The following is a 14,683-nucleotide window of genomic DNA, read 5'->3' on the forward strand; positions in this document are numbered from 1 at the left end:
GGTGGTGCGGGGGGTTGCTGGCGGGGGTTGCCCACGGCGGATTGCCGGCGGCGCGGAGGGGGTGGTTTCTGGGCCGGTGGCCACTTCGGCGGGCCTCTCGCTCCGGTGGCCCGGTCCCGGCACCGGGCGGCCTGCCGCCCGCGCACCCCGGAACGCCTGGCGCGAGCGCAGGCGGTGGCGGGTCTGCGAGCGCTGGCGGGTCTGCGGGCCCGTGCGCCGCGCAGGCCCGCACGTCACGTGGGGCCGCGTGCCTCGTGGGCCCGCACGTCACGTGAGCCCGTACGCCCCGTGGGCCGGGTCGGTCAGCAGACCGGATCCGCCCCGCCCGCCCCGCCCATCCCGTCCATCCCGTCCATCCCGTCCATCCCGTCCGTCTCACCCGGCTCGTTCGCGCCATCCGCCGGATGCGGGGCCAGGAGCGGCAGTGAGGACGCCAGGCGCTGCTCGCACAGCTCGGCCAGCCGGTCGTATCCGGCCTTGCCCATCAGCTCCGTGAGTTCCGGCCGGTACGACCGGAACACCGGCTCCCCGCCCCCGTGCGCCGAGGTGGCCGAGGTGCACCACCAGTGCAGATCGTGGCCGCCCGGACCCCAGCCGCGCCGGTCGTACTCGCCGATGGTGATCCGCAGCACCCGGGTCTCGTCCGGCCGGTCGATCCAGTCGTAGGAGCGGCGCACCGGCAACTGCCAGCAGACGTCCGGCTTGGTCTCCAGCGGCTCCCGCCCCTCCCGCAACGCCAGGATGTGCAGCGCGCAGCCCGCGCCGCCCGCGAAACCCGGCCGGTTCTGGAAGATGCACGAGCCCTTGTGGCGCCGGGTCTGCCGCTCGCCGTCCTCGTCCTCCTGCACCCACCCCGAGGCGTGCCCCTCGTCGTGGAACTGCCAGATCTCCGGTGTCAGCCGGGCCATATGGCGTCCGACCCGCTCCTCGTCCTCCTCGTCCGAGAAGTGTGCGCCCAGCGTGCAGCAGCCGTCGCTGGCCCGCCCCGCCTGGATCCCCTGGCAGCCCTGGCCGAAGACGCAGGTCCACCGGGAGGTCAGCCAGGTCAGATCGCACCGGAAGAGCTGCTCGTCATCGGCCGGATCGGGGAATTCGACCCATGCGCGGGCGAAGTCCAGACCGACCTCGTCCTCGGCGCCGGACGGCGTCGGCTCCTCGGCCTGCCACTCCTGGGCGGTCTTCCGGCCTTTGCCCTGCTTCGCCTTTTTCGTCTTTGCCACGGTGCAAGCGTAGGCCCCACGGTGAAAAGACGAAGGTAGGACCTGAGCATGACACCACGATTCCGCGCAGTAGCGTTCAGACCATGAGACTCGGTGTCCTCGACGTGGGTTCGAATACGGTCCATCTGCTGGTGGTGGACGCACACCCCGGCGCGCGCCCGCTGCCCGCGCATTCGCACAAGGCCGAGCTGCGGCTGGCCGAGCTCCTCGACGGGGACGGGGCCATCGGCTTCGAGGGCGTCGACCGCCTGATCACCGTGGTCAAGGAGGCCCTGGTGGCGGCCGAGGACAAGGGCGTCGAGGACGTCCTGCCGTTCGCGACCTCCGCCGTCCGTGAGGCGTCCAACGCCGACGAGGTCCTCACCCGGGTCGCCGAGGAGACCGGCGTCCGGCTCCAGGTGCTCAGCGGCGCGGACGAGGCGCGGCTCACCTTCCTGGCCGCCCGCCGCTGGTTCGGCTGGTCCGCGGGGAAGCTGCTGGTCCTGGACATCGGCGGCGGTTCGCTGGAGGTCGCGTACGGAATGGACGAGGAGCCCGTCGCGGCCGTCTCGCTGCCGCTGGGCGCCGGCCGGCTGACCGCGTCCTGGCTGCCCGGCGACCCGCCCGACCCGGCCGACCTACGGGCCCTGCGGCGCCATGTGCGGGCCGAGATCGGCAGGTGCGTCGGCGACTTCAGCCGCCACGGGACGCCGGACCACGTGGTGGCCACCTCCAAGACCTTCAAGCAGCTGGCCCGGATCACCGGCGCCGCACGCTCCGCCGAGGGCCTGTACGTCGAGCGCCGGCTCGCCCGCCGGGCGCTGGAGGAGTGGGTGCCGAAGCTGGCCGCCATGTCCACCCGGGAACGGGCCGAGCTGCCCGGGGTCTCCGAGGGCCGGGCCGGACAGCTCCCGGCGGGGGCGCTGGTGGCGGAGGCCGCGATGGACCTGTTCGGCGTGGACCAGCTGGAGATCTGCCCGTGGGCGCTGCGCGAGGGCGTCATCCTGCGCCGCCTGGACCACCTCCCGACCTGACCGCGCGACCGTCATCAGGCGACCGTCACGGCGTGGACGTCACGGCGCGACCGTCATCACGCGGACGTCACGGTGCCACCGTCATCACGCGGACGCCACGACGCGACCGTCACCGCATGCCTGGCACCGCACGCCTGTCACCGCACGCCCGTCACCACGCGGCGTGCCCCCGCGAGCGCCATCACACAGCGTGACCGGGGCCGGTCTTCCCCGGTAGCCCGGCGACGGCCTTCCCCGGGCTCCCCCGGACAACCCCCGCGCCCACCCGCCCGGTCCGCGCAAGCGGCGGGCGGTTCAGCCGCAAAGGCCGCCGCGGTTCGGTTGCGGAGAGCAGCCGCCGTACGCTGTCCCTCGTGACAGAGCCAGTGGTGCGCATCCCGGATGCGAAGGTCGCACTGTCCACAGCCTCGGTCTACCCGGAGTCGACGGCGACGGCCTTCGAGATCGCGGCACGCCTGGGCTACGACGGTGTCGAGGTCATGGTGTGGACCGATCCGGTCAGCCAGGACATCGAGGCGCTGCGTCGGCTCTCGGACTACCACCAGGTGCCGATCCTCGCCGTGCACGCCCCCTGTCTGCTGATCACCCAGCGGGTCTGGTCGACCGACCCCTGGGTCAAGCTGCAGCGGGCGAGAGCGGCCGCCGAGAAGCTCGGCGCGTCCACCGTCGTCGTCCACCCGCCGTTCCGATGGCAGCGGGCCTACGCCCGCGAGTTCGTCCGCGGCGTCTGGCGGATGGCCGATGAGACCGATGTGCGGTTCGCGGTCGAGAACATGTATCCGTGGCGCTATCGCGACCGCGAGATGCTCGCGTACGCCCCGAGCTGGGACGTCACCAAGGACGACTACCGCCACTTCACGATCGATCTGTCGCACACCGCCACCGCCCGTACCGACGCGCTGGAGATGGTGGACCGCATGGGCGACCGGCTGGCCCACCTCCACATCGCCGACGGCCATGGCTCCAACAAGGACGAGCACCTGGTGCCGGGGCGCGGCACCCAGCCCTGCGCCGAGCTGCTGGAACGGCTCGCGGCGACCGGCTTCGACGGCAATGTGGTCGTCGAGGTCAACACCCGGCGTGCCATGTCCACGACCGAGCGCGAGGCCGATCTGGCGGAGGCCCTGGCCTTCACCCGGCTGCACCTCGCCTCGCCGACCTCGGCCAACCCGCCGAGCAGGGTGGTGCCCGGTTCATGAGCTCCGCCCCGACCGGGCCCGCCACGGGCCCCCGCAAGCGTGGCCGGCCGGCCCGTACGGCCGCCGCCGACGGCCCCGCCACCCGCGACCGGATCCTGACCGCGGCCCGTAACGAGTTCGCCCGGCACGGCTACGACAAGACCTCGATCCGTGGCATCGCCAAGGTCGCGGAGGTGGACCCGGCGCTGGTCCACCACTACTTCGGCACCAAGGAGCGGGTCTTCGAGGCGGCCATCGAGCTGATCCTCGCGCCCGCCATGAACGCGCCGGAAGTGGTGCACGGCAGCCAGGAGGGCGCGGGCGAGCGGCTGGCCCGCTTCATGTTCGGCGTCTGGGAGAACCCCGCCACCCGGCTGCCGGTGCTCGCCGTGCTGCGCTCCGCGCTCACCAACGAGGCCGCCGCCGCGGTGCTGCGCGGCCTGATCGAGCGGCGCGTGCTGCTGCGGATGGCGGGCGAGCTGACCGTGCCGGACCCCGAGTTCCGGGCCCAGCTCGCGGCCGGACATCTGATCGGGATCACGATGCTGCGGTACGTGCTCCGGATGGAGCCGATCGCCTCGGCGGAGATCGACGACATCGTCGCCATGGTGGGCCCCACCCTGGAGCGCTATCTGACCGAAAACTGACCAGGGGCTGACGAGAACTGACCAACGCCCGCCAAAGGCAGACCAAGCCCGTCCACGCCCGTCCAAGCCCATTCAAGAGGCTGACCGCGAGCTGACCGAGAGCCGTCAAGGCCCGTCCAGGGCTCGCCCAAGGCCCGTCAAGGCTCACCCGAGGCCCAACCCAAGGCCCGTCCAAGACGGCCGTCCAAGGCCCGTCCGCGAGCTGACCACGAGCTGACCGAGACCGACTGGAAGCTGACGGAGAGCTGATCGGACATCTCCGCACCGTGACCCGACCGTCTCTGGATCCGGACGGACCATCCGGATCCGCCGCCACAGGCGTAGGCTCAGAAGACTCCGATCCGATCCGCATGACGCACGCATCACGAGGGAGCCGAGCACCGTGCCCGAGCTGAGGTCTCGCACCGTCACCCACGGCCGCAACATGGCGGGCGCCCGCGCCCTTATGCAGGCTTCCGGCGTAGCGCGCGAGGACTTCGGCAAGCCGATCGTCGCCGTGGCCAACAGCTTCACCGAGTTCGTGCCCGGCCACACCCACCTCCAGCCGGTCGGCCGGATCGTCAGCGAGGCGGTCCAGGCGGCGGGCGGCATCCCGCGCGAGTTCAACACCATCGCGGTGGACGACGGCATCGCCATGGGCCACGGCGGGATGCTCTACAGCCTCCCCTCCCGCGACCTGATCGCCGACTCCGTGGAGTACATGGTCGAGGCGCACTGCGCCGACGCGCTGATCTGCATCTCCAACTGCGACAAGATCACCCCCGGGATGCTGATGGCCGCGATGCGGCTCAACATCCCGACCGTCTTCGTCTCCGGCGGGCCCATGGAGGCGGGCCGGGCCACGCTCGTCGACGGCACCGTCCGCAAGCTGGACCTGATCAACGCGATCTCGGACGCGGTCAACGAGAACGTCTCGGACGAGGACATCCTCCGCATCGAGAACAACGCCTGTCCGACCTGCGGCTCCTGTTCCGGCATGTTCACCGCCAACTCGATGAACTGCCTGACCGAGGCGATCGGCCTCTCCCTGCCGGGCAACGGCTCGGTGCTGGCCACCCACACCGCCCGCAAGGCGCTCTACGAGACCGCCGGCCGTACGGTCGTGGAGATCACCAAGCGCTACTACGAGCAGGACGACGAGACCGTCCTGCCGCGCTCCATCGGCTCCCGCGCCGCCTTCGAGAACGCCATGGCGCTCGACATCGCCATGGGCGGCTCGACCAACACGATCCTGCACCTGCTGGCCGCCGCCCAGGAGGCCGGTCTCGACTACGACCTGAAGGACATCGACGAGGTCTCCCGCCGGGTGCCCTGCCTGGCCAAGGTCGCCCCGAACGTCGCCCCCGGCGGCACGTACTACATGGAGGACGTGCACCGTGCGGGCGGCATCCCGGCGATCCTCGGCGAACTGTTCCGCGGCGGGCTGCTGAACGAGGACGTCCACTCCGTGCACAGCGCCTCGCTCGCCGACTGGCTCAAGACCTGGGACGTGCGCGGCGGTTCGCCGTCCGCCGAGGCCGTCGAGCTGTGGCACGCGGCCCCCGGCTGCAAGCGCTCCGCCACCGCCTTCTCGCAGTCCGAGCGCTGGGAGACCCTGGACACCGACGCCGCCGGCGGCTGCATCCGCGACGTGGAGCACGCCTACTCCAAGGACGGCGGGCTCGCCGTCCTCAAGGGCAACCTGGCCGTCGACGGCTGTGTCGTGAAGACCGCGGGCGTCGACGAGTCGATCTGGACCTTCGAGGGCCCCGCCGTGGTCTGCGAATCGCAGGAGGAGGCCGTCGAGCGGATCCTGGGCAAGCAGGTCAAGGAGGGCGACGTCGTCGTCATCCGCTACGAGGGCCCCAAGGGCGGCCCCGGTATGCAGGAGATGCTCTACCCCACCTCCTTCCTCAAGGGCCGGGGCCTGGGCAAGGCATGCGCGCTGGTCACCGACGGCCGCTTCTCCGGCGGCACCTCGGGGCTGTCCATCGGCCACGCCTCGCCGGAGGCGGCGTCCGGCGGCACCATCGCGCTGGTCCAGGATGGTGACCGCATCCGCATCGACATCCCCGCCCGCACCATCGAACTCCTGGTGAGCGAGGAGGAGCTGGCGGCCCGCCGCGAGGCGCTCGGCGGCGTCTACGCCCCGAAGAACCGCGAGCGCAAGGTCTCCACCGCGCTGCGCGCCTACGCGGCGATGGCCACCAGCGCCGACAAGGGCGCGGTCCGCGACGTCAGCCGCCTCGGCTGACGTCCGTTCCGGCCGCCTCCACCCGGTCCGGTCGTATCCGCAGACCGTGTGGAGGGGGCACCGCCCCGACGTCAGCTCGGCGGTGACGCCAGGAGAGCTGGTCCGGGCTCCGCCGCTTGGTGGTGACGCCAGGGGAGCCGGTCCGGGCCCCGCCCTGCCACGAGTCGCCATAGGCCACAGCACCTGGCCGTCGCCTGGCCGTCGGCCGTGGTCCGGCGCGACCACCCCGGCCCACGGCGGTGTCCGGGCACAGGGCGTCGCGGCGCCCGCCTACGACGGGCGGGCTCGGCCACGACGGGCGGGCTCGGCCACTCCGCCCGTGTCGTCTTGCGTCGCCTTGCTCCGCAGCCGCTTTCCGGCCGCGCTGACGGACGTGACCTCGGCGTTCTGCCCGGACCAAAGGGGAGAGCGTGTCGCCCACCGGCGACAGGAACGGCGGCCTTGCGTCACAAGGATCCTGGGGCCGGTGTGCGTGCCAGGGCGCCGTGGCGGTGAGCGGGGGCGCCGTGGCCGCTCACCAACTGGCCGGTTTCCGCCCGTCCACGGCGAAGAGCGTGCCGTCCAGGGCCGTCGCGAACACCTTGCCGTCCGCCACCACCGGCGCGGGCATCACATCCAGGAAGCCCTGATCGGCCGTGCCCCCGCGCGAGCGGGTCTCGCCGATCACCTGCCCCCGCTCGGTGTCCACGGCCAGCAGTCGGCCGTCCGCCGCCGAGAAGTACAGTCGACCGTCCGCCGCGACCAGCGGCGAGGCGTTGGCCACCGAGGTCTCCAGGCGCCAGAGCCGCGCCCGCGCCGAGCCCTGGCGCGCGGTGTCGACGGCCACCAACCCGCCGTCCGTGCCCAGCACATACACCCGGTCGCCGCTGGTGGCGGCGCTGATCGTGGACATCGGCGCGGCCAGCGCCAGCCGCCGCGCCGCGCGCCGCTCGTGGTCGTAGCGGACGACGGCGGTGGTACGGGTCTCGGCGTCCGTCTCGGTCAGCAGCAGCACTCCGCCGGGGCCGCGCCCGGCCGGGACGAGGTTCCCGCTGAGCGAGGCGCGCCAGCGCGTCGTACCGCGCACCGTGTCCACCGCCGTGACCAGCGTGTGCGAGCCGTCGCCCGAGGTGGTCAGGGCGTACGCCGTGCGGCCGTCGCCGTACGAGACGAACACCGGCCGGGCGTGGCCGGGCAGCGGGTGGCTCCACCGCTCCTCGTTCGTCGCGCCGTTCACCGCCGTGACCCTGCCGTCCGGCGCGACCAGCAGCACGGTGTCGCCCGAGGGGTAGACCCGGCCGCCGTAACCGGACACATCGCGGCTCCAGCGGACGCGGTGGGTCGTGGGATCCAGCGCCCTCAGCCACCTGCCGTCCGGGGACACCAACTGCACCAGACCGCCGGAGAACACGGGCGCGGACAAGGCTTCGCCGTCACCGGAGCGCCCCGCCCCGGCCGGCCGGTACCAGACCACGCGGCCGTCGTCCGGATCGACCCGGGCGGCCTCGACACCGCGCCGGGCGCAGTAGAGCGCGCCCGCCCCGTACGAGCAGAACACCGGCCGCGCCCCCGGGCCCGCCGCCCTTCCGGCTTTCAGCCCGGCCGTCCAGGGCCGCCACGCCTCCGTGGTCGCCGCGCTGATCTCCGGCTGCCGTCCGCCGGACGCGTCCGCGCCGTCGAACTGGCGCAGCCCGACGGCCGTGCCCGCGCCGAGCAGCACGACGGCGGCGAGCCCGGCCAGGGCCCACCGCCGGATTCCGGGCCGCCGGATGCCCCGGCGCCGCGCCGCCGCTCCGCCAGCCGCCGTTCCGTCCGCCACCGACCCGTCAGCCGTCGGTCCATCCGCTACCGACCCGTCCGCCACCGACCCGTCCGCCACCGGCGTGTCATCCGCTGTTCCGTCCGCCACCGGCGCATCCGCCACCGACGCGCCCGTCACCGACGCGGACCCACCCACCGCCGGTCCGTGCACCGCCATTTCGGGCACCGCCGACCCGTCTACCGCCGACCCGTCTACCGCCGACCCGTCTACCGCCGGTCCGTCCGCCGCCGGTCCGGTCACCGCCTCGGGCCCCACCGAGCGGGGCTCCGGCCCGGACGCCGCCTGTGCCTGCGCGGCCGTAGCGCCACCGTCCCGTTCGCCCCGCCCACCCGGCAGGGAGGCCGGGCCCGGTGTCCGCTGCTGCGGTACGAGCGGGACGGGTCCGCGCGACACCGGAGGCTGGGGGCCGCGGACGGCGCGCAGGACCGTCATCAGGGCGTCGGGCGTGGGACGGTCCTCGGGGTTCTTGGCCAGACACCGCTCGACCAGCGGCAGCAGCTCACCCGGCACCCCGGCCAGATCCGCCTCGTCGTGCACGACCTGGTACGCCACGAGGTACGGACTCTCGGACTCGAACGGCCCGCGCCCGGTGGCCGCGTGCACCAGCACCGAGCCCAGCGCGAACACATCCGCCGCCGGTCCCACCGCACGCGGCCGCTGGAACTGTTCCGGCGCCATGAACGGCGGGGTGCCGATCAACTTGCCGGTCTCGGTGTGCAGTTCGCTGTCGGCAGGCCGTGAGATGCCGAAGTCGATGACCTTCGGACCGTCCGCCGCGAGCAGCACGTTGCTCGGCTTGAGATCGCGGTGCACCACGCCCACCCGATGGATGTCCCGCAGTGCCTCGGCGAGCCCCGCGGCCAGCCCCACCACCTCGTCCGCTGCCAACGGGCCGTTCCGCTTGACGTGTTCGGCGAGCGTGGGGCCGGGGATGTAGAGGGTGGCCATCCAGGGCCGCGCCCCCTCCGGGTCGGCATCCACCACGGGCGCGGTGAACGCGCCGCTGACCTGCCGGGCGGCCGCCACCTCCTGCCGGAACCGCGCCCGGAACTCGGGGTCTTCGGCGTACTCGGCATGGACGACCTTCACCGCGAGCCGCCGCCCCGAGGCCGAACGGGCCAGGTGGACCACACCCATGCCACCGGATCCGAGGCGTGCCTCGAGCCGGTACTGCCCGGCGTATTCCGGATCCTCCGCTTTCGGGCCCGTCCCGGCTCTGCGCACCGGCGACATGCCCCACCCCCGTGAATTCGGCCGCAGTTGCGACTCGGCGAGCCTAGTCGATGACCCGTGCGAGCCTTGTTAGCCTCCGCATGTCATGTCACTTCACACGACATGTGCACAACTTCGGAAAGAAGTTCAACGGGGGAGGGCCGTATGGCCATCGAAGAGATCACGGAAACCACCGCCACCGCTGCCACCGCCACCACCGGCACCGCTGCCACCGCCACCGGCACCACCGCCACCATCGGCACGGCGGACGCCGCGGCGTCCGCCATGGATGCCACAGACACCACGGCCGCCACACAGGGCACGGCCGCCACAGACGCCACGGACACGACCGCCACCGCCGGTTCCACCGCCGCGGCGGTCACCTATCCGATCGCGCCCGGCTATCAGGTGAACGTCCGCAGCGGGCCCGGCACCACCTACAAGGTCGTCAAGGTGCTGCCGTACAACAGCCGTGTCCCCATCCGCTGCCAGCGGCACGGCCAGAAGGTGTCGGGTCCGTACGGCACCAGCGACATCTGGGACAGCATCGCCCCGGGGCAGTACGTCTCCGACACGTATGTGAGGACCGGCAGCGACGGCTTCGTCGCCGCGCCCTGCGGTTGACCTGCGGCTTACCCGCGGTTGACCTGCGGCTTACCCGCGGTTGACCCGCGGCTGACCCGCGGCCGGACGCACCTGGCCCCCGGCGCCGGGAGAGCGCCGGGGGCCAGGTGGCGGAAGTGCGATCCGCGGAGGAGGACGCGAGGCCGAGGCTGCCGTTACGCCATGACCTGCTTCTCCTCGACGGTGGCATGCTTGACCACCGCGTTGTGCCGCTCGGTCCAGGTGGCCAGCGCCATCTCGCAGGCGTGGTCCACATGGCGCAGACCGGTCAGGTCCAGCTCCACTTCGCGCTCCCGGGGCAGTGACTCCAGCTCGTCCAGCAGCTTGGGCAGCCGCAGGAAGGTGGCGTTGCCGCGGACCCGTACGTGCAGGGGCTGGTCACCGGTCTCGTCCTCGCGCCCGCTGATCTCGATGTGCACATGCGAGGTCTCCCAGGCCGTCTTGGCCACGGCCATCAGCAGACCGATGATCACGCCCTCGAACATATTGGTGACCACGATCGCGCCGGCGGTGACGATCAGGATGATCGCCTCACCCCGGTGGTCGCGCCACAGCGGCGTCATGTCCTTGATCGGGATCAGCTTCCAGCCCGAGTACACCAGCACACCGGCGAGCGTCGCCACCGGGATGATGCCCAGCGCCGAGGGGAAGAGCACCGCGAAGACCAGCAGCCACACACCGTGCAGCACCCGCGACGCCTTCGTCTTCGCACCGGCCTGCACATTGGCCGAACTCCGCACGATCACTGCGGTCATCGGCAGCGCGCCGAGGACACCGCACACCGCGTTGCCCGCGCCCTGTGCCATCAGCTCCTTGTCGTAGTCGGTGCGCGGCCCGTCGTGCAGCCGGTCCACGGCCGCGGCGCTGAACAGGCTCTCGGCGGAGGCGATCAGCGTGAACGCGAGCACGGTCCCGATGACGCCCACCTCGGCGAGGTCCTGGAATTCGCTGCCGCCGGGCGGCTGGATGGCGTCCAGCAGCCCCTTGACCTCGACGCGTGCGATCGGCAGGTCGAAGATCGCGGTCACCGCCGTGGCGAGCGCGACCGCCGCCAGCGGTCCGGGCAGTACCTTGGCGCCCCGGCGGAAGCGCGGCCACAGCACCAGCACGACGATCGTCCCGGCGCCCACGGCGACCGCCTTCAGGGCGTCCGCGGAACCGGCCGCGTCCACGACGAGCTGCGGAATGCTGAAGATCTTGTCCAGCCCGCTGCTCGGCGCCTTGGCGTCGGCCAGCGAGTACAGCTGCCCGGCGATCAGCACCAGGCCGATGCCCGCGAGCATGCCTTGCACCACGGCGACGGAGATCGCCCGGAACCAGCGGCCGAGGCCGAGCGCGCCCATGCCCAGTTGCAGCAGTCCGGAGACCAGGACGAGGACGCCGAGGGCCGCGACGCCGTATTCCTCCACGGCCTCGTACACCAGCACGGTCAGACCGGCGGCCGGACCGGAGACCTGCAGGCTGCTACCCGGCAGGAAACCGGTGACCAGCCCGCCGACGATGCCGGTGATCAGGCCGAGTTCGGCCGGTACGCCCGAGGCGACAGCCACCCCCACGCACAGCGGGACGGCGACCAGGAACACGACGAGAGAAGCGGTGAAGTCGGCGCGGAATGTCCCGGCGCCGGATGAGCCTGAGGTGCCTCCGGCACCACGGAAACGGTCAAGAAGAGAGTTTCGCATGAGGGTTGCCTCCAGTGCGCCCCGTCACCGGCTCATGGGCAGGCGGGGGCACGGCATAGCGCTACGTCAGTGGGATCGATGGAATCGGTCGCTGGCGGTTGAGATCGCTTGCTGCGAGAAGCGTGAAATGCGTGGAGAAGCGTGGAGAAGGTGGAGAAGCGCGTGTGACACGAACCGCCGGGTGCGGCGGTGCGGCTCTCAGCAGCGGAAGATCTGGAGGATGACGGGCAGCTCGCCCGATCTCGACACCGGAACGGCCTGCCGTCCGGTGACCGATGTGGAAATGGCGGTACGCGGCGCCGGAGCACCGGAATCGCAACCGCACACACATCCGTATTTGCCGCTCGGTGTCGGAGCGGTGAGGGGGGCTCGGCCGCGGAGCCCCTTGCAATCCTCTGTGCCGGTGTCGCCGTGCGCGGACGCCAATGACTCGGCGATCGGGCGCGGATCGGCTGAGGCGGTGACGCTGGTCGTCTCGGGGTGGATGACCTGCGCGGACGCGCAGTCTGCCGCGATGAAGAGGGCGAGCAAAACGGATACCGCCATGACCAGGGCTCGAGCGGTATGCCGAATCGTCCTCACCATCGCCCCCTTCCCGTATGTATGGACACCGATCCCTATTGTGTCCATGAGAGTGTGACCGTTTGCAAGTCGATATGTAACCAACTTGTGAACGTAGGCGCATCGAACAGGACTGTTTGGTTCCGGGCGCCCCCGTGGGCGCTGGCGCAAAGCGACCTTCCGGTCACGCCGGGCGGCGCGGAGAAATCAATTCATCGAACAATGAATAAGCTATTGATAAGGACGCCGGAAGACGGTGGATAAGGAACATATGAACCGTGACGAATGAGCCACCCGTGGGAGGATGGCGGGGAACACGCACGCAGCACAGCACGAGCCGCGAACGCATGAGGAGAGAGTCGCACCATGACGGAGAAGGTCGCCGTGCTCGGCACGGGAAAGATCGGCGAAGCCCTTCTCAGCGGAATGATCCGAGGCGGCTGGGCGCCGTCCGATCTGCTGGTCACCGCCCGCCGCCCCGAGCGCGCCGAGGAACTCCGCGCCCGCTACGGCGTCGAGGCCGTCTCCAACCCCGAGGCCGCCAAGGCCGCCGACACCCTCATCCTCACCGTCAAACCGCAGGACATGGGTGCCCTGCTCGATGAGCTCACCCCGCACGTCCCCGCCGACCGGCTGGTCATCTCCGGTGCCGCCGGCATCCCCACCTCCTTCGTCGAGGCACGTCTGACCGTCGGCACCCCGGTCGTCCGCGTCATGACCAACACCCCCGCCCTGGTGGACGAGGCCATGTCGGTCATCTCGGCGGGCAGCCATGCCACCGAGGAGCACCTTGCCCACACCGAGGCGATCTTCGGCGGTGTCGGCAAGACGCTGCGGGTCCCCGAGTCCCAGCAGGACGCCGCGACCGCGCTCTCCGGCTCCGGCCCGGCCTACTTCTACTTCCTCGTCGAGGCCATGACCGACGCGGGCATCCTGCTGGGCCTGCCCCGCGACAAGGCCCATGACCTGATCGTCCAGGCGGCCATCGGCGCGGCCGTGATGCTGCGCGACAGCGATCAGCACCCGGTCAAGCTGCGCGAGGCCGTGACCTCCCCGGCGGGCACCACCATCAACGCCATCCGCGAGCTGGAGCGCCACGGAGTGCGCGCTGCGCTGATCGCCGCGCTGGAGGCGGCCCGCGACCGCAGCCGCGAGCTCGCCTCCGGCAACACCTGACACCGGCCCGGACGATCGCGTCGGCCGGGTCGGTCAAGCGGGCGGCAGCAGCCCGATCGCCGCATACGCCGCGTCCACCCGGGGCCGGGCCAGCCCACGCGCCCGCTCGGCCCCGGTCCGCAGCACTCCCTCCACATACGACGGGTCGGCGCACAGCTCCGCGTGCCGGGCCCGGACCGGCCGCAGCAGCTCCAGCACCGCCTCCGCCGTGGCCTTCTTCAACGCCCCGTACGAGGTGAACTCCCCGGCCAGCACCTCCGGCTTGCCGTCGGTGCACGAGGCGAGCACATCCAGCAGGTTGGCGACCCCCGGCTGCGCCGTCCGGTCGTACCGCACCTCGGTTCCGCTGTCCGTGACGGCCCGCATGATCTTCTTCCGCACCGCCTCCGGCTCGTCCAGCAGATAGACGATGCCCGCGGTCTCGGCGTGCGACTTCCCCATCTTCGACGTCGGGTCCTGCAGATCCATCACCCGCGCCGAGATCCGCGGATTGGTCGCCCGCGGCACGGTGAAAACCGGTCCGTACCGCTGGTTGAACCGCTGCGCCAGATCCCGGGCCAGTTCGACATGTTGCGTCTGGTCGTCGCCGACCGGCACCTCATGCGTTCCGTAGGCGAGGATGTCGGCCGCCATCAGCGCCGGATAGGTGAGCAGCGACAGCCGTACGCTCGTCCCGCTCGATCGCTCCCGCGCGGCCTTCTCCTTGTACTGGATCATCCGCCGCATCTCGCCGTCGGTGGCCGTGCACTCCATCAGATAGGACAGCCGCGCGTGCTCGTCCACATGGCTCTGGACGAACAGCGTGCACCGCTCGGGGTCGAGCCCCGCGGCCAGCAGCAGCGTGGCGGCCTGCCGGGTCAGCCGGCGCACCCGCGCCGGATCGTGCTCCACGGTGAGTGCGTGCAGATCGACGACGCAGAAGAGCGCGTCGGCGTTGTCCTGGTCCTCCTGAACCCACCGGCGTACGGCCCCGAGGTAATTGCCGAGGGTCAGATGCCCGCTCGGCTTGATCCCACTGAAGATCCGGCGCCGTGCCGTCGTGGTCTGTGTCATCTCTTCGCCATCTCCCGCTGTCTCGGGACCGCCGGCCCCGGCCGGCCGGGCTTCGCGGGAGGGGGATACGCGAACGGCCGCCGGAGCGGCGGCCGTGGATGCGCACGTGCTGAACAGGGCGGCCGCCGTCAGGCGGCCCACCACTGCTGGTGTGCACATGCGCTGGTCATGCCTGTGACGGTACTCCCGGACAGCGGGTACGGCCATCGGTTTGATGGTCCCCAGGGCGTCGTGTAGTGTTCACCGGGTTGCCACGGAGCCCTGCGGGGAATCGCGACAACCA

The 14,683-nt window shown here is 71.7% G+C and carries 10 protein-coding genes; 6 read left to right on the forward strand and 4 right to left on the reverse strand.

The genetic code is table 11. The annotated features are described in order from the left end of the window. Nucleotides 1-302 precede the first annotated feature (302 nt). A complete protein-coding gene (locus AXW62_RS29410) occupies nt 303-1,220 on the reverse strand; it encodes a DUF3109 family protein (RefSeq protein WP_252368783.1) in 918 nt (305 codons plus the stop codon). Nucleotides 1,221-1,303: 83 nt separating this feature from the next. Between AXW62_RS29410 and AXW62_RS29415 the strand changes: the two genes are divergently transcribed. The 4 genes from AXW62_RS29415 (at nt 1,304) to ilvD (ending at nt 6,291) form a co-directional block, all read left to right on the forward strand. After that, nucleotides 1,304-2,233, forward strand: a complete 930-nt coding sequence (locus AXW62_RS29415) for a Ppx/GppA family phosphatase (RefSeq protein WP_030843220.1) — start codon at nt 1,304-1,306, stop codon at nt 2,231-2,233. Between the two features lie 353 nt (nt 2,234-2,586). Further along, a complete protein-coding gene (locus AXW62_RS29420) occupies nt 2,587-3,432 on the forward strand; it encodes a sugar phosphate isomerase/epimerase family protein (protein ID WP_060947188.1) in 846 nt (281 codons plus the stop codon). After that, a complete protein-coding gene (locus AXW62_RS29425; protein WP_030843225.1) occupies nt 3,429-4,058 on the forward strand; it encodes a TetR/AcrR family transcriptional regulator in 630 nt (209 codons plus the stop codon). The genes AXW62_RS29420 and AXW62_RS29425 overlap by 4 nt, the downstream gene beginning before the upstream one ends. 382 nt (nt 4,059-4,440) lie before the next feature. Beyond that, the gene (gene ilvD, locus AXW62_RS29430; RefSeq protein ID WP_060947189.1) at nt 4,441-6,291 is read left to right on the forward strand and encodes a dihydroxy-acid dehydratase; all 1,851 of its coding nucleotides are present in this window, start codon (nt 4,441-4,443) and stop codon (nt 6,289-6,291) included. A 514-nt stretch (nt 6,292-6,805) separates the two neighbouring features. Here the strand turns inward: ilvD and AXW62_RS29435 are convergent. Beyond that, nucleotides 6,806-9,325, reverse strand: a complete 2,520-nt coding sequence (locus tag AXW62_RS29435) for a protein kinase domain-containing protein (protein ID WP_060947190.1) — start codon at nt 9,323-9,325, stop codon at nt 6,806-6,808. 264 nt (nt 9,326-9,589) lie between these two features. Here AXW62_RS29435 and AXW62_RS29440 point away from each other — a divergent pair, with 264 nt between their 5' ends. Next, nucleotides 9,590-9,928 carry an SH3 domain-containing protein gene (locus AXW62_RS29440; RefSeq protein WP_060947195.1) on the forward strand — a complete coding sequence of 113 codons (339 nt, stop codon included), beginning with the start codon at nt 9,590-9,592 and terminating at the stop codon, nt 9,926-9,928. A 155-nt stretch (nt 9,929-10,083) separates the two neighbouring features. On the opposite strand, the gene AXW62_RS29445 is transcribed toward AXW62_RS29440, so the two are convergent. Next, entirely contained in the window at nt 10,084-11,610 is a 1,527-nt protein-coding gene (locus AXW62_RS29445; RefSeq protein ID WP_079106006.1) for a SulP family inorganic anion transporter, read from the reverse strand. A 927-nt stretch (nt 11,611-12,537) separates the two neighbouring features. Between AXW62_RS29445 and proC the strand changes: the two genes are divergently transcribed. Next, a complete protein-coding gene (proC, locus tag AXW62_RS29455) occupies nt 12,538-13,347 on the forward strand; it encodes a pyrroline-5-carboxylate reductase (RefSeq protein ID WP_060947193.1) in 810 nt (269 codons plus the stop codon). A gap of 33 nt (nt 13,348-13,380) precedes the next feature. Here the strand turns inward: proC and trpS are convergent, their stop codons facing one another. Beyond that, entirely contained in the window at nt 13,381-14,400 is a 1,020-nt protein-coding gene (gene trpS / locus AXW62_RS29460; RefSeq protein ID WP_060947194.1) for a tryptophan--tRNA ligase, read from the reverse strand. Between the last annotated feature and the right edge of the window lie 283 nt (nt 14,401-14,683).

Source organism: Streptomyces hygroscopicus subsp. hygroscopicus (assembly GCF_001553455.1).
Taxonomy (GTDB): Bacteria; Actinomycetota; Actinomycetes; order Streptomycetales; family Streptomycetaceae; genus Streptomyces; species Streptomyces hygroscopicus.

Coding starts and splice junctions, on each gene's coding strand:
- AXW62_RS29415 (WP_030843220.1), top strand. CDS start 1,304: ATGAGACTCGGTGTCCTCGACGTGGGTTCGAATACGGTCCATCTGCTG.
- AXW62_RS29425 (WP_030843225.1), top strand. CDS start 3,429: ATGAGCTCCGCCCCGACCGGGCCCGCCACGGGCCCCCGCAAGCGTGGC.
- AXW62_RS29435 (WP_060947190.1), bottom strand. CDS start 9,325: ATGTCGCCGGTGCGCAGAGCCGGGACGGGCCCGAAAGCGGAGGATCCG.
- AXW62_RS29440 (WP_060947195.1), top strand. CDS start 9,590: ATGGATGCCACAGACACCACGGCCGCCACACAGGGCACGGCCGCCACA.
- AXW62_RS29445 (WP_079106006.1), bottom strand. CDS start 11,610: ATGCGAAACTCTCTTCTTGACCGTTTCCGTGGTGCCGGAGGCACCTCA.
- proC (WP_060947193.1), top strand. CDS start 12,538: ATGACGGAGAAGGTCGCCGTGCTCGGCACGGGAAAGATCGGCGAAGCC.
- trpS (WP_060947194.1), bottom strand. CDS start 14,400: ATGACACAGACCACGACGGCACGGCGCCGGATCTTCAGTGGGATCAAG.